This window comes from Burkholderia aenigmatica, assembly GCF_902499175.1.
Classification (GTDB): domain Bacteria; phylum Pseudomonadota; class Gammaproteobacteria; order Burkholderiales; family Burkholderiaceae; genus Burkholderia; species Burkholderia aenigmatica.
This window is the reverse complement of record NZ_CABVQC010000017.1, coordinates 1-23,277: the sequence shown is the minus strand read 5'-3', so window position 1 is coordinate 23,277 and position 23,277 is coordinate 1. Positions and strand designations below refer to the sequence as shown.

At 67.0% G+C, this 23,277-nt stretch carries 21 protein-coding genes; 16 read left to right on the top strand and 5 right to left on the bottom strand.

The features are described 5' to 3' along the window. Window positions 1-119: 119 nt before the first annotated feature. The 5 genes from BDO18943_RS14360 to BDO18943_RS14340 all read left to right on the top strand — a co-directional run bounded on the left by BDO18943_RS14360 (window position 120) and on the right by BDO18943_RS14340 (window position 4,491). Complete coding sequence (locus BDO18943_RS14360) at window positions 120-1,271, top strand: branched-chain amino acid ABC transporter substrate-binding protein (RefSeq protein WP_175022827.1); 1,152 nt, start codon at window positions 120-122, stop codon at window positions 1,269-1,271. Continuing rightward, window positions 1,268-2,758 (top strand): aminotransferase class IV, encoded by a 1,491-nt coding sequence (locus tag BDO18943_RS14355; protein WP_175022826.1) that lies wholly within the window; start codon window positions 1,268-1,270, stop codon window positions 2,756-2,758. Before BDO18943_RS14360 ends, BDO18943_RS14355 begins: the two co-directional genes overlap by 4 nt. 173 nt (window positions 2,759-2,931) lie before the next feature. Continuing rightward, window positions 2,932-3,324, top strand: a complete 393-nt coding sequence (locus tag BDO18943_RS14350; protein ID WP_175022825.1) for a nuclear transport factor 2 family protein — start codon at window positions 2,932-2,934, stop codon at window positions 3,322-3,324. Between the two features lie 79 nt (window positions 3,325-3,403). Further along, complete coding sequence (locus tag BDO18943_RS14345; RefSeq protein WP_175022824.1) at window positions 3,404-3,859, top strand: RbsD/FucU family protein; 456 nt, start codon at window positions 3,404-3,406, stop codon at window positions 3,857-3,859. 194 nt (window positions 3,860-4,053) lie between these two features. Further along, window positions 4,054-4,491 (top strand): DoxX family protein, encoded by a 438-nt coding sequence (locus BDO18943_RS14340; RefSeq protein ID WP_175022823.1) that lies wholly within the window; start codon window positions 4,054-4,056, stop codon window positions 4,489-4,491. Between the two features lie 172 nt (window positions 4,492-4,663). On the opposite strand, the gene BDO18943_RS14335 is transcribed toward BDO18943_RS14340, so the two are convergent. Both BDO18943_RS14335 and BDO18943_RS14330 read right to left on the bottom strand, forming a co-directional pair. Continuing rightward, window positions 4,664-5,971: an MFS transporter gene (locus BDO18943_RS14335; protein WP_175022822.1), complete on the bottom strand. Its 1,308-nt coding sequence runs from the start codon at window positions 5,969-5,971 to the stop codon at window positions 4,664-4,666. Window positions 5,972-6,303: 332 nt separating this feature from the next. Beyond that, entirely contained in the window at window positions 6,304-7,440 is a 1,137-nt protein-coding gene (locus BDO18943_RS14330) for a branched-chain amino acid ABC transporter substrate-binding protein (protein WP_175022821.1), read from the bottom strand. 627 nt (window positions 7,441-8,067) lie between these two features. Between BDO18943_RS14330 and BDO18943_RS14325 the strand changes: the two genes are divergently transcribed. Further along, window positions 8,068-8,862 carry an AraC family transcriptional regulator gene (locus tag BDO18943_RS14325; protein ID WP_043180856.1) on the top strand — a complete coding sequence of 265 codons (795 nt, stop codon included), beginning with the start codon at window positions 8,068-8,070 and terminating at the stop codon, window positions 8,860-8,862. Window positions 8,863-8,940: 78 nt separating this feature from the next. Here BDO18943_RS14325 and BDO18943_RS14320 read toward each other — a convergent pair whose 3' ends face one another. Continuing rightward, on the bottom strand, window positions 8,941-9,204 hold the full coding sequence (locus tag BDO18943_RS14320) for a hypothetical protein (protein ID WP_043180855.1): 264 nt from the start codon (window positions 9,202-9,204) through the stop codon (window positions 8,941-8,943). Window positions 9,205-9,492: 288 nt separating this feature from the next. Continuing rightward, the gene (locus BDO18943_RS14315) at window positions 9,493-11,385 is read right to left on the bottom strand and encodes a bifunctional sugar phosphate isomerase/epimerase/4-hydroxyphenylpyruvate dioxygenase family protein (RefSeq protein ID WP_175022820.1); all 1,893 of its coding nucleotides are present in this window, start codon (window positions 11,383-11,385) and stop codon (window positions 9,493-9,495) included. Window positions 11,386-11,642: 257 nt separating this feature from the next. Between BDO18943_RS14315 and aroQ the strand changes: the two genes are divergently transcribed. The 3 genes from aroQ to BDO18943_RS14300 are packed head-to-tail and all read left to right on the top strand — an operon-like array spanning window position 11,643 to window position 14,335. Then, window positions 11,643-12,098 carry a type II 3-dehydroquinate dehydratase gene (aroQ, locus tag BDO18943_RS14310; protein WP_043180853.1) on the top strand — a complete coding sequence of 152 codons (456 nt, stop codon included), beginning with the start codon at window positions 11,643-11,645 and terminating at the stop codon, window positions 12,096-12,098. Further along, window positions 12,095-12,949: a shikimate dehydrogenase gene (locus BDO18943_RS14305; protein WP_175022819.1), complete on the top strand. Its 855-nt coding sequence runs from the start codon at window positions 12,095-12,097 to the stop codon at window positions 12,947-12,949. Before aroQ ends, BDO18943_RS14305 begins: the two co-directional genes overlap by 4 nt. 33 nt (window positions 12,950-12,982) lie before the next feature. Next, window positions 12,983-14,335, top strand: a complete 1,353-nt coding sequence (locus tag BDO18943_RS14300) for an MFS transporter (RefSeq protein ID WP_089451818.1) — start codon at window positions 12,983-12,985, stop codon at window positions 14,333-14,335. Window positions 14,336-14,441: 106 nt separating this feature from the next. On the opposite strand, the gene BDO18943_RS14295 is transcribed toward BDO18943_RS14300, so the two are convergent. Then, a complete protein-coding gene (locus BDO18943_RS14295; RefSeq protein WP_043180850.1) occupies window positions 14,442-15,551 on the bottom strand; it encodes a 2-aminoethylphosphonate--pyruvate transaminase in 1,110 nt (369 codons plus the stop codon). A gap of 260 nt (window positions 15,552-15,811) precedes the next feature. Between BDO18943_RS14295 and phnS the strand changes: the two genes are divergently transcribed. Genes phnS through BDO18943_RS14260 form a run of 7 tightly spaced genes read left to right on the top strand, consistent with a single transcriptional unit; the run spans window position 15,812 to window position 23,097 of the window. Beyond that, window positions 15,812-16,900, top strand: a complete 1,089-nt coding sequence (gene phnS, locus BDO18943_RS14290) for a 2-aminoethylphosphonate ABC transporter substrate-binding protein (RefSeq protein ID WP_175022818.1) — start codon at window positions 15,812-15,814, stop codon at window positions 16,898-16,900. 34 nt (window positions 16,901-16,934) lie between these two features. Further along, on the top strand, window positions 16,935-18,038 hold the full coding sequence (gene phnT, locus BDO18943_RS14285) for a 2-aminoethylphosphonate ABC transport system ATP-binding subunit PhnT (protein WP_175022817.1): 1,104 nt from the start codon (window positions 16,935-16,937) through the stop codon (window positions 18,036-18,038). After that, window positions 18,016-18,936 (top strand): 2-aminoethylphosphonate ABC transporter permease subunit, encoded by a 921-nt coding sequence (phnU, locus tag BDO18943_RS14280; protein ID WP_043181466.1) that lies wholly within the window; start codon window positions 18,016-18,018, stop codon window positions 18,934-18,936. Before phnT ends, phnU begins: the two co-directional genes overlap by 23 nt. Further along, a complete protein-coding gene (gene phnV / locus BDO18943_RS14275) occupies window positions 18,926-19,786 on the top strand; it encodes a 2-aminoethylphosphonate ABC transport system, membrane component PhnV (protein WP_175022816.1) in 861 nt (286 codons plus the stop codon). The genes phnU and phnV overlap by 11 nt, the downstream gene beginning before the upstream one ends. Next, window positions 19,783-21,090 carry a phosphonoacetate hydrolase gene (phnA, locus tag BDO18943_RS14270; protein WP_175022815.1) on the top strand — a complete coding sequence of 436 codons (1,308 nt, stop codon included), beginning with the start codon at window positions 19,783-19,785 and terminating at the stop codon, window positions 21,088-21,090. Before phnV ends, phnA begins: the two co-directional genes overlap by 4 nt. Beyond that, window positions 21,087-22,541: a phosphonoacetaldehyde dehydrogenase gene (gene phnY, locus BDO18943_RS14265; protein ID WP_175022814.1), complete on the top strand. Its 1,455-nt coding sequence runs from the start codon at window positions 21,087-21,089 to the stop codon at window positions 22,539-22,541. The genes phnA and phnY overlap by 4 nt, the downstream gene beginning before the upstream one ends. 4 nt (window positions 22,542-22,545) lie before the next feature. Beyond that, window positions 22,546-23,097 carry a phosphonate degradation HD-domain oxygenase gene (locus BDO18943_RS14260; protein ID WP_175022813.1) on the top strand — a complete coding sequence of 184 codons (552 nt, stop codon included), beginning with the start codon at window positions 22,546-22,548 and terminating at the stop codon, window positions 23,095-23,097. The last annotated feature ends 180 nt before the right edge of the window (window positions 23,098-23,277 follow it).

Here is a 23,277-nt window from a genome sequence, read left to right as displayed (position 1 = left end):
CCTTCGGGGAGAAAAAACGAAACAAACTCACGAACGAGGCCGCCCGATGTTTATCGGATTTCGCGACGGCTGCCGATAATCGTAGCATCCGTCAACGACGAAGCTGCGAGGAAAACATCATGCGTTCCCGACGTCTGCTGCTGGCGCGGCTCGTGCCGCTCGTGCCACTTGTGTCCCTTGTACTGGCCGCTCCCGCGTCTGGCGCGGATAGGGTCGTCGTGGGTTTTGCCGGCGCGCTCACGGGCGCGCAGGCGCATTTCGGCGAGGACAGCGCGCGCGGCATCCGGCTGGCCATCGACGAAATCAACGCGGCGCATCCGAGCGTCGCCGGGCATCCGGTCACGTTCGCGCTCGACGCGCAGGACGACCAGGCCGACCCGAAGGTTGCGACGACGGTCGCGCAGCGCTTCGTCGATACGCACGTCAGCGCGGTGATCGGCCACCAGAATTCAGGAACGTCGATCGCCGTCGCGCGGCTCTATGCGACGGCGAACATCGCGGAGTTGACGCCGTCGGCCACCAATCCCGAATTCACGCGTCTCGGCTATCGCACGACGTTCCGGATGCTCGCGAACGACGACTTCCTCGGGCAGGCCGTCGCCCGCTATGCGGTCGAGCAACTGCACGCGCGCCGCATCGGTGTCGTCGACGATCGCACGGCTTACGGCCAAGGCATCGCGGACGTGTTCGTCGACCGGCTCGGGAAGACGGGCTCGGCGGTGGTCGGCCGTGAATACACGACCGACAAGGCGTTCGACTTCGGCGCGCCGCTGACGCTGCTCAAGGGCAAGGCGCCCGACGCGATCTTCTTCGGCGGCATGGACACGCAAGGCGGCCCGATGCTCAAGCAGATGAAGAAGTTGCGGATCGCCGCGCCGCTGCTGGGTGGCGACGGTATGTGCACGCACGAGATCCTGAAGCTGGCCGGCGATGCGCTCGACGGCAACCTCGTATGCGCGGATGGCGGCCGGAGCCTCGCGAAGATGCCGGGCGGCCCCGCGTTCGCGGCGCGCTTCACGCAGAAGTACGGCGCCCCCGTGCAGCTCTACGCGCCGTATGCGTACGACGCGATGATGGCCGTCTACCACGCGGTGATGCTCGCGCAGTCCACCGATCCCGCGAAGATCGTCGACGCGCTGCATCGTGTCGACTTCCAGGGCGTGACCGGCCGGATCGCGTTCGACGCGAATGGCGAGCTGCGCGATCCGGCGGCAACGATTTCGACGTTCAAAGGAGGCAACAAGGTGACTTTGTCGGAGGTAGTGAAATGAATACGCGGATTCTTCCCGTGGGCACCGCATCGTTGCGCGACGTCGCGCACCCGGTCGGCGACGTCACCGATCCCGCCGTGCGTGAAGCGGCCGGCGCACTGCGCGCCGCGCTGCGCGCGTTTCGCGACGAACACGGTTTCGGCCGTGCGGTCGCCGCGCCGCAGATCGGCGTCGGGCAACGGATGATCGCGCTCGCGCTCGACGGCTGGCCCGACGTGATCGCGAACCCCGAGATCGTGTGGCGCAGCGATGCGCGCATGACGCTGTGGGACGACTGCATGTGCTTTCCCGACCTGTTCGTGCGCGTCGAGCGCCACGCGTCGGTGAGCGTGCAGTACACGACGCTCGACGGCGAGCTGCATCGGCGTGACGCGCTGTCGCCCGATGTGTCGGAGCTGATGCAGCACGAGATCGATCATCTCGACGGCAAGCTGTCGTTCGATCGCGCGGCGGGACAGAATGCGGTCGTGCATCGCAGCGTGTTCGATGCCGATCGCGCGTCGTTTGCCGCGCAGGTCGACTACGCGCCGCAAGTTCCCGACGCGGCACGCACGGCGCCGGACGATATTCAGCCTGCCGAAGCGCCCGCGTATCCGCCGGGCGCCGCGTACATGAACGGCCGCTTCATTCCGATCGCCGACGCACGCGTGTCGGTGCTCGACTGGGGCTTCCTGCATTCCGACGTCACGTACGACACGGTGCACGTGTGGAACGGCCGCTTCTTCCGTCTCGACCAGCACATCGCGCGGTTCAGGCGCTCGCTGGCAAGGCTGCGGCTGAATGTGCCGCTGAGCGACGACGCGCTGCGTGACATCCTCGTCGAATGCGTGCGCCGCTCGGGCTTGCGCAACGCGTACGTTGAAATGCTGTGCACGCGCGGCGTATCGCCCACCTTCAGCCGCGACCCGCGCGACGCGGTGAACCAGTTCATCGCGTTCGCGGTGCCGTACGGCTCGGTCGCGAACGAACGGCAGTTGCGCGAGGGCCTGCATCTGCACGTGGTCGACGACGTGCGGCGGATTCCGCCCGAATCGGTCGATCCGCAGATCAAGAACTACCACTGGCTCGACCTCGTCGCGGGGCTGTTGAAGGGCTACGACGCGGGGGCGGAGTCGGTTGTGCTGAAGTGCACGGACGGCAGCATCGCCGAAGGGCCCGGATTCAACCTCTTCGTCGTGCGCGACGGCGGGCTTCGGACGCCCGAGCGCGGCGTGCTGCACGGCATCACGCGGCAGACCGTGTTCGAGCTGGCGGCGTCGATGGGCATCGACGCGCAGGCCGATCGCATCGACGACGCGCAACTGCGCGACGCGGACGAAGTGTTCATCACGTCGACGGCCGGCGGGATCATGCCCGTCACGCGGCTGAACGGCGCGCCGATCGGCGACGGCCGGCCGGGGCCGATGACGCGCCGGCTGTTCGACGCTTACTGGGCGAAGCACGAGGACCCGGCGTGGAGCCTGGCGGTCGACTACGCGGCCGGTTGATGGCGGATGGCGGATGGCGGATGGCGGATGGTTGATCACGGCAGCGCGGGCGCGATTTCCTTACCCCGCACGTAATCGACCGCCCGCGCGAGGCCGGCGACGATGACTGCACGCGAACACGAAACACGCCGCGTTCGCGACATCGTCCTCTCATCGACACAAGGAGCCTCGCCATGACCACCGCCCAATCCGCTTCGTCCGATCACGCCGACCTGATCGACCGCTACTTCGACGCCTGGAACGAACCCGACGTCGCGCGCCGCCGCGCGCTGATCGATGCGACCTACGCGAGCGACGCGGCGTATCGCGATCCGCTGATGGCCGGCGACGGCCACGCGGGCATCGACGCGATGATCGCGGCCGTGCAGGCGCGTTTCCCTGCATTCCGCTTCCGCCGCACGACCGATGTCGACGGGTTCGGCCAGCACCTGCGGTTCTCGTGGGCGCTCGTGTCGCCCGACGGTGCGGCGATCGTGAAGGGTTCGGACTTCGGCACGGTCGACGCGTCGGGCCGCCTCGCGTCGGTCACGGGTTTCATCGACGAAATGCCGGCCGCGGCGTCGTGACGCGAGCGGCGCATGCCCAGCGGTCACCGGGATCGGGTAACGTTATGCGGTTTGTTCCTGATCCCGGAGACTAGCCGACATGCTGAAGAATCTCGACCCGCTGCTGCACGCCGACATCCTGCACACGCTGCGCGCGATGGGCCACGGTGACGAAATCGCGATCTGCGACGCGAATTTCCCGGCGGAATCCGTCGCGGAGCACACGGTGGTCGGCCGCGCGCTGCGGATCGACGGTGCCGACTCGGCGCGCGTCGTGCGCGCGGTGCTGTCCGTGCTGCCGCTCGATACGTTCGTCGACACGCCCGCGTGGCGGATGGAAGTCGTCGGCGACGCGGCGGCGGTGCCGCCCGTGCAGCGCGCGGTACAGGCCGAGATCGACCGCGCGGAAGGGCGCGCGGTGCCGCTTACGGGCGTCGACCGGTTCGCGTTCTACGAGCGCGCGCAACAGGCCTACGCGGTGATCGTTACCGGCGAGCTGCGCGGCTACGGCTGCTTCATCTTCAAGAAGGGCGTGTTGTTGAGCGACGCGGGCTAAACGCCTTTTCCCACTCGCCACCTTCGGGCCGCCCGGTGGCCGCCGTGTAAAGATTTGCTACAACCTTTTTCTTGGACACGGCCGAAACTCTGTCTATGCTGGCCCATTTGCCGCGGGCCCCGCTGGGTCGCGCGGCGCCGAGTGGCCCGGGTGTGCTCCGGGCGGCCGGCCGAATTGCATACGAGGAGAGAGGCATGACGCGTTCCGTCGATTCCGGCGTCATTTTTTTCGCGCGCCTGGCGCTGGCGGCGTTGTTCCTGTGGGGCGGCGTGATGAAGCTGATCGGCTACGGCGATTTCATCGGTTACCTGCGTGGGCTGAACGTGCCGTTCGCCCAGTACGTGGCGCCGGTCGTGGTCGTGATCGAGGCGCTCGGCGGCCTGCTGCTGATCGTCGGCTACAAGGTGAAACCGCTCGCACTGCTGATGGCGTTCTATACGGTCGCGACCGCGATGGTCGGGCACAACTTCTGGGACGCGACGGACGCCGCGGTCCAGCACGACATGGTGATCCACTTCTGGAAGAACATCGCGATCGCCGGCGGCTTCCTGCTGCTGTTCGTCACGGGCGCGGGCGGCGCGAGCATCGACGCGCTGCGCCGGCCGAGTTCGTCGTACGGCAGCCTGCGCTGAGCGCGTAGCACGCCCACCGCTGAATTACCGCTGAAGCCAATACGAAAGGGCCGAATCCCGCATGTCGCGGGGTTCGGCCCTTTGTTCATGGATCGCCGGTGAGGGGTGCCGGCGACCGGTCACGCACCGCGATTGCTCGCCGCACGGGCGGCAACCGCCGGCGCACCGCCGCTCAGTGCGACGGATCCTCCTTCGCATCCTTCGAGAACTGCACGGCGATCGCGCCGAGCACGCAGATCGCGGCGACATACACGACCGGCGCGAGCGGATTCGACTTCATCATTAGCGACACGATCACCGGCGTGAGACCGCCGAAGATCGCATACGCGACGTTGTACGAGAACGAGATGCCCGAGAAGCGCACGACGGCCGGGAAGCTCCTGACCATCACGAACGGCACCGCGCCGATCGTGCCGACCATGAAACCTGCGATCCCGTAGTAGAGCGGCAGCGTCGACGCGTCGGCCGCGACCTGCACGAACAGCAGGTAGTAGCATGCAGCCAGCCCGAGGCCGCCGATGCCGAGCACGCGCTTCGCGCCGATCCAGCCTGCGAGCGAACCCGCGGTGATGCAGCCGGCCGTCAGGCACAGCGTCGCGATGCTGTTCGCGAACAGCGTCGTCGCGGGCGTCAGGTGGAACTGCTTCTGCAGCAGCGTGGGTGTCATCAGGATCACGACGACGATCGCGGCCGACAGCATCCACGTGAGCAGCATCGACACGATCACCGCGCGGCCATGGTCACGCAGCACCGCTTTCAGCGGAATCTCGGCCGCGAGCGCCTTCTTCGCTTTCATCTCGGCGAACACCGGCGTCTCATGCAGCCAGCGGCGCAGGTACACGGAGAACAGGCCGAACACGCCGCCGAGCAGGAACGGGATGCGCCACGCGAACGCGCCGACTTCGGCGGTCGAGTAACGGCTGTTGATGCCGGCGGCGACGAGCGAGCCGAGCAGGATGCCGGCCGTCAGGCCCGCGGTCAGCGTGCCGCAGGCGTAGCCGATGTGGCGCGACGGCACGTGCTCGGACACGAACACCCACGCGCCAGGCACTTCACCGCCGACCGCCGCGCCCTGCAGCACGCGGAACAGCAGCAGCAACACCGGCGCGAGGATGCCGATCGTGTCGTAGGTCGGCAGCAAGCCCATCAGCAGCGTCGGCACGGACATCATCAGCACGCTCAGCGTGAACATCCGCTTGCGGCCGAACAGGTCGCCGAAGTGCGCCATGATCACGCCGCCGAGCGGGCGCGCGAGATAGCCGGCCGCGAAGATGCCGAACGTCTGCAACTGGCGCAGCCAGTCGGGAATGTCGTGCGGGAAGAACAGTTGTCCAATCGCCGGCGCGAAGAACACGAAGATGATGAAGTCGTAGAACTCGAGGGCGCCGCCCAGTGCGGCAAGGCCAAGGGTCTTGTAGTCGCTGCGCGTGAGCGCACGTTCGGCGGCGCGAGGCACGCCGCTCAATTCGGAAGCTTGCATGGTCAGGACGATCGGTTTTCGAATGTTGTTGTCGGTGCTGCGTCTCCAGGGCCCGCTATCGGCATGGACTGACAAGGCGCGGCTTGCATCGTCGAAGCGTGCCGCGTGCCGGGTGAGGCACGAAACACGCACCACTGCACCGGGGTGGCGTGCGGCGGGGGCGATGCGTCAAAGCGGGTGGGAGGATTCTACAGGAGCGCAAAATGCGCGCGCGGGTGCGCGCCGAGGAACGCTTCGGATCACGAAGCCGAGGTCGAAGCCGAAGCAAGAGCGCGCGCGGCGCGGGCGGCCGGTGAGCCGCTGACGCGCCGCGCGGGGCAGGGTTTCGCGTATCAGTTGCCGGCGATCGTGTCGACCGGCTTGAACGCGCCGTGCTCGACCTTGTAGATCGTCACCGGCGCATCCTTCAGGTCGCCCTTCGCGTCGTACGCGATGCTGGGCGCCGACACGCCCTTGACCGACACCTTGCCGAGATACGGCGTGTACACCTTCGGGTCGGTCGAGTTCGCGTCCTTCATCGCGGTGAGCAGCGCGATCGTGCCGTCATACGAGTACGGCGAGTAGGTGATCACGTCTTCGTTGAAGCGCGCCTTGTAGCGTGCCGCGTAGCCGGCGAAGCCGGGCATCTTCTCCTTCGGCAGTCCGCCCATGTAGACGATCGCGCCTTCGGCCGCATCGCCGCCGACCTTCAGGAACGTCGGCGAGCGCGACATCTCGCCCGTCACGAACGCCGACTTCATCCCGAGCTGGCGCATCTTGCGGATCATCGGCGACGATTGCGCGTCGCCGCCGCCGTAGAAGATCGCGTCCGGGTTCATCCCCTTGAGGTTGGTCAGGATCGCGGAGAAATCGAGCGCCTTGTCGTTCGTGAAGTCGCGCTTGATGATCGTGCCGCCCGCCGCCTCGACGGCCTTCGCGAATTCGTCGGCGATGCCCTGGCCGTAGGCCGTGCGGTCGTCGATGATCGCGATGCGCTTGAAGCGCAGCGTCTTCACCGCGTACGTGCCGACGATGCGGCCCGCCTGCGCGTCGCTCGTCAGCAGCCGGTAGGTCGTCTTGTAGCCGCGCGCCGTGTATTGCGGCGACGTGGCCATCGAGATCTGCGGCAGCCCCGCGCGATCGTACAGGTCGGACGCGGGAATGCTCGTACCCGAGTTGAAGTGCCCGATGATCCCGCGGACGTTGTCGTCGATCAGCCGCTGCGCGACGGTCGTGCCGGTGCGCGGGTCGGCCTGGTCGTCCTGCGAATCGAGCTGGAACGTGACGGGCTTGCCGCCGATCGTCGGACGCGTCGCGTTGAAATCGGCGATCGCGAGTTGCACGCCCTTCTGCATGTCCGTGCCGTAGTTCGACTGCGGGCCGGTCAGCGGTGCGGCGAAACCGATCTTGACGACGTCGGCGGCAATGGCGCGCGCGCCCGACAGTGCGCAGGCAGCGGCCAGCGCGACGTGCGATACCTTCAGCTTCACTTTCACTTCCCCTTGATGGCGTGGTTGGGCCGCCGCCGGCTGGCGGGCCGGCGCCGGTAAACCGGGCGAGACGGTTCGGTCGGCAGGCCGATGCGAGGGCCGTGCGTGCTTGCCGCGTGCTGCCCGGGCTGTGCCGGAATCGGCGTGCGTGATGGCCGATGCTGCAGGCCGTGCACGCCGATTGCTGCGGCGGCGGGCGGTCGTCTCGTGACCGTGAAGCAAAGTCTAGGTAGCGAAAATGCGTGCGTCTTGCGCGTTCGGTGCGCGGCCGGCGACGATATCGGCATATCGTCGATAACCCTGATATGTGCCGATATCGTCACGCCGAATGCGCAAACGCGCCAAGACGCGGGTGGCCGGCATTTTTAGGATGGTGGATTCGGGTGCGGGTTGCCGGGACGTCGACGCAGCATGTCCGCAGCGACAGAAGCGGAAGCGCGGCAGGCTGCGTACGCGCATCGAAGTGGTTGTGCGCACAACCTGTAGCGCCGGCCGACGCTGGCTGATCGGCATGCACGATGCGACCGGCCGCTCCCGCCGGCTTGCCCGCCCCGCGATCGGCACGACGCGATCGAAGGGGCGCTTCTATAATCGACGCCATCTGCCACTCGCCATGCGGTTGCCGGGATGACGACCTTGCTTGCCGTACCGCCCATGAGCCTGTCCGAACCATTGCGCTACCAGCCCGACAACGCCGATCTCGGCGCGATGCTTGCGCATTTCCGCCTGCTCGAACCGGTGTTCGATGCGCTGCCGGACGTCGCGTTCTTCGTGAAGGATGCGAGCGGCCGCTACGCGATCGTCAATCGCACGCTGGCGATGCGCTGCGGCTACAAGGACAAGCGCGACCTGCTCGGCAAGACGGCCGATGAAGTGTTTCCGCGCCGCTTTGGCCGCAGCTATTTCGAGCAGGACATGGCGACGATCAATGCCGGCCAGCAGCTCATCGATCAGCTCGAGCTGCATCTGTATCCGGGTCGCCAGCCGGGCTGGTGCCTGACCTGCAAGGAGCCGTTGCGCGACGCGGCGGGTAAGGTCGTCGGCCTCGCCGGCATCTCGCGCGACCTGAAGGCGCACGAAGGCTCGCATCCGGCGTACAGCAAGCTCGCGGATGTGGTCCAGCACATCCAGGATCACTACGTGCAGCCGCTGAACCTGAAGCAGCTCGCGCAGATGGCCGGGATGTCGGTGGCGCAGCTCGAACGCTACTTCCACAAAGTGTTCCACCTGACGCCGCGCCAGGTGCTGCTGAAGACGCGGCTCGATGCGGCCACCGCACTGCTCGTCACACACGACAAGGTGACCGATGTCGCGGCGCTATGCGGCTATACGGATCACAGCGCGTTCACGCGCCAGTTCAAGGCGACGGTCGGCGTGACGCCGACGGAATACCGGTTGATGCTGCAGGAGCGGGCAGGGTGACGCGACACGCCGAAAGGGCCGGCGAGTCGCTGGGATCGGGGGTGATGCGGGAAAACGAGAAAGGGTGAAAACGGCGGCTCAGCGGTAGCCGAGCCCTTTCAGGACGGCGGTGCCGTCTTCGGTGAGCCGGAAGCTGGGTGTCGTATCGGCGTCGAGCTTGACCATCTCGACGAGGCCGGCTTCCTGCAGCGCGGGCAGTTCGGGTTTGGCGTTCGCGCCGATCGGGGCATGCAGCAGCACGAGCAACGTCGCGATTTCATGATGACTGAGCAGGCGGCGCAGCATCGTCTTCTTTACAGGGGGCGCGGCCTGGCGGCCCGCGGGTGCATCTACGGCGCTCATCGCTTTCCTCCTTTTCAAGATAACCATTGGGTACTGGTTGCGGATGGTGCCGTCGAAGACTTAAGCGATTCTTAAAACCGCGGCGGGCGACGGGATGCTGCGCTGCGGTATGGGTTACGGGATGTAACGCCATATGGAATGCGGTTTCCGGCTCGATCGCGGTGAGCCGCGCGGGCGGGTGCGCCACCGCGCGATTCACCACGATGGTGCGCGTGGGATGCGGCCCTTTGAGGCAACCGCGGGCTGCGAATGCGATTCGGCCCCGAAATCCCGGTTCAGTTCCTTCCCTTATTTCCTGCGCTGCGCCTGTGCGGCGAGCCGCACGGCCGCGTTCGTCGCGCCGTAGCCGTCGTATCCGCCGCGCCGCTCGACGATCTCGAGCGAGAAGCGGTTGTCGACCAGTTCTGTATACGCGTGCAGGAATTCACCGCCGTGTTCGTCGCGGTCGTACAGCAGGTGATGGGTGCTCAGCGTGTCGATCAGCTCGTCCGGCAGCGCGTAGCGGGCGGCGAGATCGTCGTAGTAGTTCGGCGGAATGCGCAGGAACGGAATGCCGTCGGCCGCGAACGCGGCGATCGTCTTCACGATGTCGTCGGTGCGGAATGCGACGTGGTTCAGCCCCGTGCCGTGGTAGCGGTCGAGCGATTCGGCGACCGCCGTGTGACGGTCGACCGACGCGTTCAGCGCGATCCGCACCGAACCGTCGGCGCTGCGCACCGCGCGGCTGCGCATCAGCCCGTACGGGTCGGGCACGAGCCAGCTGCGTTCGGCCTCGAAGCCGAACGCGGTCTTGAAGAACAGGATCCACGTATCGAGCGCGTCGGCCGGCAGCGCGAGGCATACGTGGTCGATGCCCGTCAGCGGGCCGACTTCGCTCGGGCCATCGATGTCGGTCAGCACGAAGTCCGATTCGTACAGCGTCGGCGCGTTCGGCGCTTCGTCGACGAAGTATTCGAGGCTGCCGTCCGGCGCCTGCACGCTCGGCAGCACGCGTTCGTTCGGCCCGACGCGGCCGGAGAACGGCGCATAGCCGAAGCCGGCTGCGCGGTCGAACGCCACTTTCGCGTCGTCGACACGGAATGCCGATGCACACAGCGACAGCCCGTGCTGCTGGAAGAATGCATCGGCGAACGAGTCGCGCTCCGCGTTCAGCACGATCGACGCGGCGCCGTGCTGGAACAGTGTCACGTCCTTCGACCGATGCCGGCCCGCGAGCCGGAAGCGCATCCGGCCGAGCCATTCGCCGACGGTCGCCGCCGCCTGCGCGTCCACAGCGAATTCGATGAACTGGAACCCGACGTGCGCGGGCGGCGCCGGCGGCGCGAACAGCGGCTGGCTGGCGGCCGGCGCGCGGCCGTCCTGCGCGAGCCGCTCGTGCGTCAGTTCTTCCAGATAGAGCAGCGAGCGATGGCCGTCGGCGGCCGTGATCGCGGTCGGCGCCGCGCGGAAGCCGTCGTTGAAGATCTCGAGCGACAGCGGCCCCGTATAGCCCGACTCGATCACACGCGCGGTGAAGCGTGCGAGGTCGAAGTCGCCCTGGCCCGGGAACGAGCGGTAATGGCGGCTCCATTCGAGCACGTCCATCGCGAGCTTCGGCGCATCGGCGATCTGCACGAACGCGATCCGGTCGCCGGGGATGTCGGCGATCGCATCCGGCGAATCGTCGAGCGACAGCGTGTGGAAGCTGTCGAGCGCCAGGCCGAGATGCGGGCTGTTCACGGTATTCACGAGTGTCCACGCATGGCCGTAGCGCTTCACGACGCGGCCCCACGCGAGTGCTTCGTACGCGGCGACCACGCCGGCCTGCCGCGCGGCTTCCGCGAGTGCGCCGAGCTGGTCGACGAGCAGCCCGTCGTCGGCGATCGTGTCGGCCGACACATTGCTGCACACCAGGATGCGGTCGGTGCCGAGCGCATGCATCACGTCGAACTTGCGCTTGATCCGGTCGAGGTTGCGGGCGAGCTGGGCCGGGCTCACGCCTTCGAAGTCGCGAAACGGCTGGAACAGCACGATGTCGAGGCCGAGATCGGCGGCCATGCGCCGGACGTCGGCCGGCGATCCATCGAAATAGACGAGGTCGTTTTCGAAGATTTCCACGCCGTCGAAGCCTGCGGCCTGGATGGCGGCGAGTTTCTCGGCGAGCGTGCCGGACAGTGACACGGTGGCGATCGAGCGCTGCATGGGCGAATCCTGCGGATGAGCGGGGCATGGCGTCGGTCGAACCGATCCTGAATGAACCAGTCGTTGAATTTCTGGTGCACACCATATCCCGAATTTACTGGGCTAGTGATGCGTATTGTACAAACTAACTAGGTGGTACAAATTAGCGAAAACCCGAAAAGACAGCTTGCCTTCCCGGGCGCACACTAGCGCCAAATTCCGATGTCTTCGGGGCGATGCCGGTCACGGTCCGCCCCTGTTTTAGGAGCAGAATCACCATGAGCAAGCACAAGGTGCTGGTGCTGAACGGCCCGAACCTGAATCTGCTGGGGACCCGCGAGCCCCATATCTACGGCGCGGAAACGCTCGCCGACGTCGAGCAGCGCTGCCGCACGGCGGCCGAGGGGCTCGGGCTGGAAATCGACTTCCGTCAGTCGAACGCCGAGCACCAGCTGATCGACTGGCTGCATGCCGCGCGTCACGACACGCACGGCATCGTGATCAATCCGGCCGCCTATACGCATACGTCGGTGGCGCTGGCCGACGCGCTTTCCGCGATCGCGAAGCCCGTGATCGAAGTGCATATCTCGAACGTGCATCGCCGCGAGGCGTTCCGTCACCATTCTTATGTGTCGGCGGTGGCCGAAGCCGTGATCTGCGGCTGCGGCACCGAAGGCTACGTGTTCGCGCTGCAGCGTCTGGCGACGCTGTTCGCGCAGGGAGCCGCACGATGAGCCGCCCGTCGTTTCTGATCGGCCTGATCGGCCAGGGCATCGGCGGCTCGCTGTCGCCCGCGATGCACGAGGAAGAAGGATTCCGCCAGGGGTTCGGCTATGTCTACCGGCGCATCGACCTCGACGCGCTCGGCGTGACCGTCGACGCATTGCCGCAACTGCTCGATGCCGCGCAACGGATGGGCTACAACGGTCTGAACATCACGCATCCGTGCAAGCAGCGCGTGATCGAGCACCTCGACGCGCTGTCGGACGATGCGCGTGCGCTCGGCGCGGTGAACACCGTGCTGTTCAAGGACGGCAAGCGGATCGGCCACAACACCGACTGGTCGGGTTTCGCGAAATCGTTTCGCCGCGGGTTGCCGGGCGCGTCGCTCGAACGCGTCGTCCAGCTTGGCGCGGGCGGCGCGGGCGCGGCCGTTGCACACGCGGCGCTGCAGATGGGCGCGGCCGAACTGACGATTTTCGATGTCGACGGCACGCGCGCCGCTGCGCTCGCGGCCGAGCTGCAGCAGCGCTTCCCCGCGGCACGCGTCGTGCAGGGCGGCGATCTCGCGGAGGCGATGCGCGCCGCAACGGGCCTGATCCACGCGACGCCGACCGGCATGGCCAAGCATCCGGGCCTACCGTTGCCGGCCGAGCTGCTCCACGCGGGCATGTGGGTGGCCGACATCGTGTATTTCCCGCTCGAAACCGAACTGATCCACGCGGCGCGCGCGGCCGGCTGCGCCACGTTGCCGGGCGGCGGGATGGCCGTCTACCAGGCGGTCGACGCGTTCGAGATCTTCACCGGACGCACGCCCGACGCCGAGCGGATGTTCGATCACTTTCAGTCGCTCGTCGCGCGCTGACCCCCTTGCAGAAAGAGAGACCAGGAGACGACCATGCAGCACACCACCCACACGAGCGCCGCGCCGGCGCAGGCGTCCGGCACCGTCCGGCGCACCTCGGCGCGCTACAAGATTCTCGCGCTGCTCGCGATCGGCACGATGATCAACTATCTCGACCGCACCGTGCTGGGGGTGGCTGCGCCGCAGCTCACCAAGGAGCTCGGCATCAACGCGGCCGTGATGGGCATCATGTTTTCCGCGTTTTCGTGGACGTACGTGGCCGCGCAGGTGCCCGGCGGCCTCTTTCTCGACCGTTTCGGCAGCAAGGTCACTTACTACTGGTCGATGACGCTGTGGTCACTGTGCACGTTCCTGCAGGGCTTCGTGCCCGGCGTCGCGACGCTGCTCACCTGTCGTCTCGGCCTGGGCATCGCGGAGGCGCCGTGCTTTCCGACCAACAGCCGCGTCGTCGCGACGTGGTTCCCGCAGAACGAGCGTGCGATGGCGACGGGTACCTACACCGTCGGCGAGTACATCGGCCTCGCGTTCTTCAGCCCGGTGCTGTTTGCGCTGATGGGGGCATTCGGCTGGCGCTCGCTGTTCTGGGTCGTCGGCGCGATCGGTATCGTGTTCGGCCTCGTCTGGTGGAAGTTCTATCACGAGCCGCGCAACCATCCGGGCGCGAATTCGGAGGAGCTGGCCTATATCGAGGCGGGCGGCGGCCTGGTGCACGGCGTGCGCAAGGACGGCGACAAAGGTGGCAAGGGCGCCAAGGGCGAACAGAAGGCATTCAGCTGGGCGATGGCCGGCAAGCTGCTGAAGAAGCGCCAGCTCGCGGGCATCTGCCTCGGCCAGTTCGCCGGCAACTCGACGCTCGTGTTCTTCCTGACCTGGTTCCCGACCTACCTCGCCACCGAGCGCCACATGGGCTGGCTGAAGATCGGTTTCTTCGCGGTGATGCCGTTCATCGCCGCGTCGGTCGGCGTGATGTTCGGCGGGATCTTCTCCGACTGGCTGCTGCGCCGCGGCAAGTCCGCGAACCTCGCGCGCAAGCTGCCGATCATCGCGGGCCTGCTGCTCGCGTCGACGATCATTCTCGCGAACTACGTGCAGAGCAACGAGGCCGTGATCGCGATCATGTCAGTTGCATTCTTCGCGCAGGGGATGGCGGCACTCGGCTGGACGCTCGTGTCGGACATCGCGCCGGACGGCCTGCTCGGCGTCACGGGCGGCATCTTCAACTTCGCGGCGAACCTCGCCGGGATCGTCACGCCGCTCGTGGTCGGTTTCATCGTCGCATCGACCGGGTCGTTCGTCGGCGCGCTTGTGTTCATCGGTGTGATCGCGCTGGTTGGCGCGGCGTCGTACATCTTCGTGGTCGGCGACATCAAGCGGATCGAGCTGTAAGCACCGGCTCCACGCACATCCAGTGCGTTCGCCCGGCAGCCGCAAGGCCGCCGGGCTTTTTTGTTTGCGCGTGCCGGCGGGTCTGCCGGCTGACGTCGTACCGCGCTTATGCGCGCTGCACGGCGATGCCGAGCGACTCGACCGCCTGTGCGATTGCCGCGACCGCGCGCCGGATATCGTTCGAATCGATCGCGCCGATGCAGCCGACGCGGAACGTCTCGAGCTGCGTGAGCTTGCCCGGATACAGGATGAAGCCCGCATCGCGCACTGCGTCGTAGAAGCGGCGGAAATCGTAGGCCGGGTGGTCGGGCGCGTGGAACGTGACGATCACCGGCGCCTGCACGCTCGCATCGAGGAACGGCGTGAAGCCGAGCGCGTGCATCGATTCGACCAGCGTCCGGCAGTTGTCCACATAGCGCGCGCCGCGCGCCGGCTGGCCGCCTTCGGCGAGATACTGGTCGAGCGCGGCGCGCAGCGCGGCGATCACGTGCGTCGGCGGCGTGAAACGCCATTGGCCCGTCTTGCGCAGATACGCGTACTGATCGTGGAGATCGAGCGCGAGCGACGGCGAGTTGCCTTCGCTCGCGTCGAGTGCGTCGCGCCGCACGATCGCGAACCCCATCCCCGGCACGCCTTCGAGGCATTTGCCGCTCGCCGAGATCAGCGCATCGATGCCGCTGCCGGCCAGCTTGATCGGCAGCGCGCCGAACGAGCTCATCGCGTCGACGATCAACCGCTTGCCGTGGCGCCGGCACACGGCGGCGATGTCGTCGAGCGGGTTCAGGATGCCGGCGCTCGTCTCCAGATGCACCTGCGCGACGTGCGTGATGCGCGGCTCGCGCGCGAACGCGGCTTCGATCGCGGCCGGATCGACGGCGGCGTCCTCGCCGAACGGCAACGCGATCGCTTCGATACCGAGCCGGCCGAGGATCTTCAGGATGCGCGCGCAGTACGCGCCGTTGTCGGGCACCAGCACGACGCCGTCGCGCGGCACCAGCGTGCCGAGCGCCGCTTCGACCGAGAACGTGCCGCTGCCTTGCATCGGCACGCACACGTACTCGTCGCCGCCGTGCGCGATCGCGACGAGATCCGCGCAGACGCTGGCCGTCAGTTCATTGAAAGCGGCATCCCACGAGCCCCAGTCATGTTGCATTGCGTGGCGGGTTGTGGCGGACGTGGTGAGCGGGCCGGGCGTAAGAAGAATCGGATCGGACATGGTTTTCCTCTGCAAAGGTAGGAAGAAATGCCGGGCGGCATTTCTGAATGACTTGCATGATATTGGCAAAATGTGTCATTTTTTGGAAATTGTGGCATTCGTCACGGGTTTGTCATCGAACGCTGTGATCCTTCGCTTGCCGCGCAAAACCTAACCTCAGCGCGGCGGCGAGGCGGGCCGTCGATCGGCCTTGCCCGGAGATAACAGGAGAGCCGGATCGTGCCCCCGGCCATTTGGTGTTCCGCCTACGGAGAAGTCAGATGACACTGCAGAAACCCTCGCGCGCCGCTGCCGGCGCGTTCCGCAAGCTTGCGCTGGCCGCCAGCGTCGCCGGTCTGATGGGCGCCGCGTTGCCCGCCCATGCGGCGAGCGCGGTCGTGCTGTATACGGCAGATGGTCTCGAGAACCTCTATCGCGATGTGCTGCCGGCCTTCGAGAAGAAGGAAGGTGTCAAGGTCAACATCGTGACGGCGGGCAGCGGTGAAGTCGTCAACCGCGCGAACATCGAGAAGAACTCCCCGAAGGCCGACGTGATCGTCACGCTGCCGCCGTTCATTCAGCAAGCCGGCCAGATGGGCCTGCTGCAGCCGTACCAGAGCGTGAACTACAAGAACGTGCCGGCCATCGCGAAGGCTGAAGACGGCACGTGGGCAACGTTCGTGAACAACTACTTCTCGTTCGCGATCAACCCGGACGTCGTGAAGAACCAGCCGAAGACGTTCGCCGACCTGCTGTCGCCGGCCTACGCCGGCAAGGTCGCGTATTCGAACCCGGCCACGGCTGGCGACGGGATGGCCGTGCTGATCCTGACGACGTCGCTGATGGGCGAGGACAAGGCGTTCGACTACCTGGCGAAGCTGTCGCAGAGCGTGAAGTTCCACACGAAGGGCACGGGCTACCTGAACGTGCTGCTGTCGCGTAACGAAATCAGCGTCGCGAACGGCGACCTGCAGATGGACCTCGACGATGCCGAACACGGCGCGCTGTCCGTCAAGCCGATCTTCCTGGCCGCGAAGGATGGCGACCAGCCGACCACGTTCCAGCTCCCGTACGGCATCGGCCTGATCAAGAGCGGCCCGAACCAGGACGCCGGCAAGAAGCTGATCGACTACCTGATGTCGACGGAAGTGCAGTCGAAGGTGCCGGACATGTACGGTATCCCGGGCCGCACGGACGTGCCGCTGGCCGGCAAGAACGGCGAAGCGGTCAAGAAGGCGATCGCGGGCGTGAAGCTGATCCCGGTCGACTGGACCCAGGTGATGGCGAAGAAGCCGGTCTGGATCGAGCGCTGGAAGAAGGACGTGATCGGCAGCTCGGGCAAGCAGCTCGACGTCGTCAAGCCGAAGTGATCGGCGCACGCCGCCTGTATTTGTGAGCAAGAGGATGAACCCGGTGGAAACCACCCTGACCCATCCCGGCGCATTCGGCGCCGCCGAACCGCAAGCAACGCTGCGGTCCGGCGCGCCGGGCGGCGTGCAGATCGAACACCTGAGCGTGCGCTACGGCGCACGCACGGTGCTGGAAGATCTGTCGCTGTCGATCGGTGCCGGCGAATTTCTGACCGTGCTCGGCAAGAGCGGCTGCGGCAAGACCACGCTGCTGCGCTTCATCGCCGGGTTCGTGAAGGCCGATGGCCTGACCGGCACGCTGACCGTTGCCGGACGCGACCTGACCTATGCGCCGCCGCACAAGCGCAATCTCGGTCTGCTGTTCCAGAATTACGCGCTGTTCCCGCACCTGTCGGTGTTCGAGAACGTCGCATTCGGGCTGCGCGCCCGCGGCATGGCGTCGTCGGAAGTGACGCGCCGCGTCGCCGACGCGCTGAAGCTCGTGCAGCTCGGCGATGCGGGCCATCACCTGCCCGCGCAACTGTCGGGCGGGATGCAGCAGCGTGTCGCACTGGCGCGCTCGCTCGTGATCGAGCCGGACGTGCTGCTGCTCGACGAGCCGCTGTCGGCGCTCGACGCCAACCTGCGCGCATCGGTGCGCAGCGAACTGAAGGCGCTGCACGAGCGCCTGCCGAACCTGACCGTCGTCTGCGTGACGCACGACCGCGACGACGCGCTTGTGCTGTCCGATCGCGCGCTGCTGATGCGCGACGGCCATATCGCGCAGCTCGGCACGCCGCAGCAGTTGTACGACGCGCCGCAGGACGGCTACGTCGCACGCTATCTCGGCCCGGCGAACCTGCTGCCGCCGCACGTGATTTTCCCGCTCGGCGATCCGCGCCACGAAGTGCGCGGCAAGGTGGCCTGCGTGCGCCCCGAGCGCCTGACCGTGATGCCGCCCGCTGCGGGCGGGCTGCACGGCACGGTGTCGTCCGTCGAATGGCAGGGCGCGGACCTGTCGATCGCGGTCACGATCGATGCGGCCCCCGACGAACCCGTACGCGTCACGATGCAACGCGGCCGCGGTGCGGCTCCCGAGCGCGGTGCGCGCGTTTCCCTGCATTGCGAGGCAGACGATGTCGTCCTTATCGAGCCCTGAAGCCGGCCTGCCGCCGCACGTGCTCGCGTCGGCCGCCGCGCACGCGGCCGCCGCGCGGCGCCGCAAGCGCATGGGCGACCTGCACCTGGCCGCGCTCGCGATCCTCCTGCTGGGCCCGCTCGTCGTCTATCCGCTGGTGCGGCTCGTGCTGCTGAGCGTATCGGGCGACCACGGGCTGAGTTTTGCCGCGTACCGCACGTTCTTCGGCAACCCCGACACGCGCGACGTGATGCTGACGACGCTCGGCGTGCTGTTCGCGAGTGCCGGCACCGCGTCGGTGCTCGGCGTGCTGCTGGCTGCGCTGCTGTTCTTCAAGCCGTTTCCGGGCGCGTCGCTCGTTACGCGCTTCCTGGAGCTGTACGTTGCGTTCCCGTCGTTCCTCGTCGCGTTCACGCTGATCTTCCTGTACGGCTCGCAGGGCTCGATCAGCATCGCGCTGCAGCACCTGTTCCATCTCGAGAATCCGCCGCTCGATTTCCTGTTCGGCATTGGCGGCGTGATCCTCGCGCAGACCGTGTTCTATACGCCGTTCGTGGTGCGGCCGACGCTCGCGTCGTTCGCGACGCTCGACCTGCGGCTGATCGAAGCCGCGCGCAGCCTCGGCGCGTCCGGCTGGATGCTCGCCCGCCGCGTCGTGCTGCCGATCGCGTGGCCGGGTATCGCCGCCGGCACCGTGCTGTGCTTTCTGCTGACGTTGAACGAATTCGGGATTCTGCTGGTGCTCGGCAGCGCGCGGCTCGTGACGCTGCCGGTCGCGATCTACAGCAGCGCGACCGTCGACCTCGACCTGCCGACCGCGTCGGCCGGCGCGGTCGTGATGCTCGCGCTGTCGCTGGCGCTGTATGCGGTTTATCGCCGGGTGAACCGGCGTGCGACGGGAGGGAACGATGTCCGCTGAATTTCGTATCGGGCAAGCCGTGCCGCGCCACCAGATCGGCTGGGGCGACACGGTGCTCAAGCATGCGTCGCGCGCGGCGCTCGCGCTGGCCGCGTTCGCGTGCTTCTGGTTGTTCGTGTTGCCTGTCGTCGTCGTCGCGCTGTCGAGCGTGTCGACGCAGTGGTCTGGCACGATTTTGCCGGCCGGCTACAGCCTGCGCTGGTTCGAGCGGCTCGGGTCGCCGGAATACGACGCGCTGCTGACGAGCCTGGAAATCGGCTTCGGCGTGTCGGCGGTCGGCACGGCCCTCGGGCTGTGGCTTGCGCTGGCACTCGAAGGGCGCGACCGGCGCGGCCTCGGCGCGGTGGTCGACGCGCTCGTGATGGTGCCGAACGGTGTGCCGAGCGTCGTGCTCGGGCTCGCGGTGCTGATTGCGTATCACCAGAAGCCGTTCGACCTGTCGAGTTCGGCGGCGATCGTCGTGCTCGTGCAGCTCGCGCTGATTTTGCCGTTCTGCTATCGCTGCGCGGCCGCCGCGCTGCGTCCGGAACTGACCGTGCTGCGCGAAGCCGCGGCGAGCCTCGGTGCGCCGCCTGCGATGGTGCTGCGCCGCGTGCTGCTGCCGCAACTCGTGCCGGCGCTGCGCGCGAGCCTCGCGCTCGGCTTTGCGCTGTCGCTCGGTGAGCTCGGCGCGACGCTGACGGTGTATCCGCCCGGTTTCGCGACCGTGCCGATCGTCGTGATCGGCCAGGTGGAGCGCGGTTACTACCTTCCGGCATCGGCGTTGTCGCTGCTGATGCTCGGCGCGTCGCTCGCGGCGCTGCTGCTGATCGCTGCGCGCGTGCCGCGCGGCAAGCGGGTGGCATCATGAACGCCGCGTTCGCATTGCGCCAACCGGGTGAAGCGTCGGCAGCCGGCGCTTCGACGGATCTCGCGGGACGTTCCGTCGACGTCAACGGCCGGCACTACCGGCTGCCGGTCGAGCCGACCGTCGTCGTCTGCGTCGACGGCTGCGAGTACGACTATCTCGAACGGGCGGTGGAAGCGGGCGTCGCGCCGTTCATCGGCCGGATGATCGCGGAAGGCACGGCCTGGCGCGGCGATTGCGTCGTGCCGACCTTCACCAACCCGAACAACCTGTCGATCGTCTGCGGCGTGCCGCCGTCGGTCCACGGGATCTGCGGCAACTATTTCTGGGATCCGGCCGCCGACGGCGGGCGCGGTGCCGAAGTCATGATGAACGACCCGGCCTACCTGCGGGCCGGCACGCTGCTCGCGGCGGCGTCCGACGCCGGTGCGCGGGTCGCCGTCGTGACGGCGAAGGACAAGCTGCGCCGGCTGCTCGGCTGGCAACTGAACGGCATCTGCTTTTCGGCCGAGAAGGCTGCGCAGGCGAATCTCGCGGAAAACGGGATCGTCGACGTGCTCGACTGGGTGGGCCTGCCGTCGCCGGACGTCTACAGCGCGGCGTTGTCCGAATTCGTGTTCGCGGCCGGCGTGCGGCTTGCGCAGACGCGCCAGGTCGACCTGATGTACCTGTCGACCACCGATTACGTGCAGCACAAGTGCGAGCCGGGCAGTGCCGGCGCGAACGCGTTCTACGCGATGATGGACGGCTATCTCGCGCAGCTCGACGCGCTCGGCTGGGTGATCGGGCTCACGGCCGATCACGGGATGAACGCGAAGCACGATCCCGCGACGGGCCGGCCGAACGTCATCTATCTGCAGGATGCGTTCGACGGCTGGTACGGCGCGCAGGCTGCGCGCGTGATCCTGCCGATCACGGATCCGTACGTCGTGCACCATGGCGCGCTCGGTTCGTTTGCGACCATTTATCTGGCGCCGGGTGTCGACCGGGCGGAGGCGATGTGGCGCGTCGGCAGTCTCGACGGCGTCGAGCTCGTGCTCGACAACGCGGAAGCTGCCGCACGTTTCGAGCTGCCGGCCGACCGGATCGGCGATCTCGTCGTGATCGGCCGCCGCGACATGACGCTCGGCACGCGCGAGCGCGAACACGATCTGTCGGGTCTTACGGTGCCGCTGCGTTCGCATGGCGGCGTGTCGGAGCAGGAAGTACCGCTGCTGTTCAATCGCCGTATCGAGCCGCTCGATCCCGCGCGTCGCCCGCGCAACTTCGACGTGTTCGATTTCGTGCTGAACCGGGTCGCGACATGATGGCTCATCCCCGACACGATCACCCGGCGTTCCGTGCAGAGGCGCTGCGCTGGTGCGGCACGCGCGCGACGCGGGAACGCACGCTCGACGTCATGGACCCTTACACGGGCACGCGCGTCGGTACGGTGCCGCTGGCGAGCGTCGACGACGTGCGCGCGGCATTCGACTACGCGATGGCGTACCGGCCGAAGCTCACGCGTTACGAGCGCTCGCAGATTCTCGAACGCGCGGCCGCGCTGTTGCGCGAGCGTACCGAGGAAGCGTCCGACCTGATCACGCTCGAATCGGGCCTGTCGAAACAGGACTCCCGCTACGAGATCGGTCGCGTCGCCGATGTGCTGAAGTTTGCGGCGATCGAGGCGCTGCGCGACGACGCGCAGAGTTTCTCGTGCGACCTGACGCCCCACGGCAAGGCGCGCCGCGTGTTTTCGCAGCGGCAGCCGCTCGACGGTGTGATCGTCGCGATCACGCCGTTCAATCATCCGATGAACCAGGTGGCGCACAAGATCGCGCCGGCGATCGCGACCAACAACCGCGTGATCGTGAAGCCGTCGGAGAAGGTGCCGCTGTCGGCGTTCTACCTGGCCGACCTGCTGGTCGAAGCCGGACTCCCGGAGCCGATGCTGCAGGTGCTGACCGGCGATCCGCGCGAGATCGCGGACGAACTCGTCACGAATCCGCATGCGTCGCTGATTACCTTTACGGGCGGCGTGGCGATCGGCAAGGCGATTGCCGCGCGGGCCGGCTACCGCCGCATCGTGCTGGAACTGGGCGGCAACGATCCGCTGATCGTTCTCGACGATGCCGATCTCGAACGCGCGACGTCGCTGGCGGTGCTCGGCTCGTACCGGAATTCGGGCCAGCGCTGCACGGCCGTCAAGCGGATGCTGGTGCAGCGTTCGATCGCGCCCGCCTTCACCGAGTTGCTGGTCGAGAAGACGCGCGCATGGAAGTACGGCGATCCGTTCGATCCCGCGAACGAAATGGGCACGGTGATCGACGAGGAAGCGGCGCGGCTGTTCGAGGCGCGTGTCGACGAAGCGGTCGCGCAGGGCGCGCGCCTGTTGACCGGCAACGTGCGGCGCGGCGCGCTGTATGCGCCGACCGTGCTCGACAACGTCGATCCGTCGATGACGATCGTGCGCGAGGAGACCTTCGGCCCGGTATCGCCGGTGATCACGTTCGACACGATCGACGACGCGATCCGGATCAGCAACGGAACGGCGTTCGGGCTATCGTCGGGCGTTTGTACGGACAGTACGGCGGCGGTCGTGCGGTTCGTGAACGAGCTGAACGTCGGCACGGTGAATGTATGGGAAGTGCCTGGCTACCGGATCGAGCTGTCGCCGTTCGGCGGGATCAAGGATTCGGGGCTCGGTTACAAGGAAGGCGTTCAGGAGGCGATGAAGAGCTTCACGAACCTGAAGACGTTTTCGCTGCCTTGGGAGTGAACGAATGGCATTGACGGTGGAAGAGATCGACGGGTTGTATCGCGAGCATGGCCATGTGGCCTATAGCGGCGAGCCGGTTACGCAGCTCGAGCATGCATTGCAGAGCGGATTGCTGGCGGAAGAGGCGGGAGCTGACGACGCGCTGGTCGCGGCGGCATTCCTGCACGATCTCGGGCATCTGCTGAATCGCCAGGGCGAGACGCCGAGCGCGCGCGGTATCGACGATCTGCATCAGTATTACGTGTTGCCGTTCCTGCGGCCGCTGTTTTCCGACGCGGTGCTGGAGCCGATCCGGCTGCATGTCGACGCGAAGCGCTGCCTGTGCCGCACGGACGCCGGCTACTTCGAGAGCCTGTCGCCGGACTCGGTGCGCAGCCTCGCGTTGCAGGGCGGCATCTTCAGTGAAGAGGAGACGGCGGCGTTCCTGCAACGCCCGTTCGCGGAGGACGCGCTGCGTCTGCGCCGCTGGGACGATACGGCGAAGGAAGAAGGCAAGGTGACGCCGGATCTCGATCACTATATGGAGATCGTCGCGCGCCAGGTACGCGTGGGCTGACGGTTCGGCTGCTTCTATATAAGGCCCCGCACGCGGCAGCGTGCGGGGCCTTATATTTTTTTGAGAAAACCCCTTGCGCAGATCGAAGAGGCTGCCTACAATCACGCCTCTTTCGCGCTAACGGAAACGCGGCGCGGAAGAGGGAAGCAAGGTTGGCGGTGTGCTGCAGTCTGGAGCGCG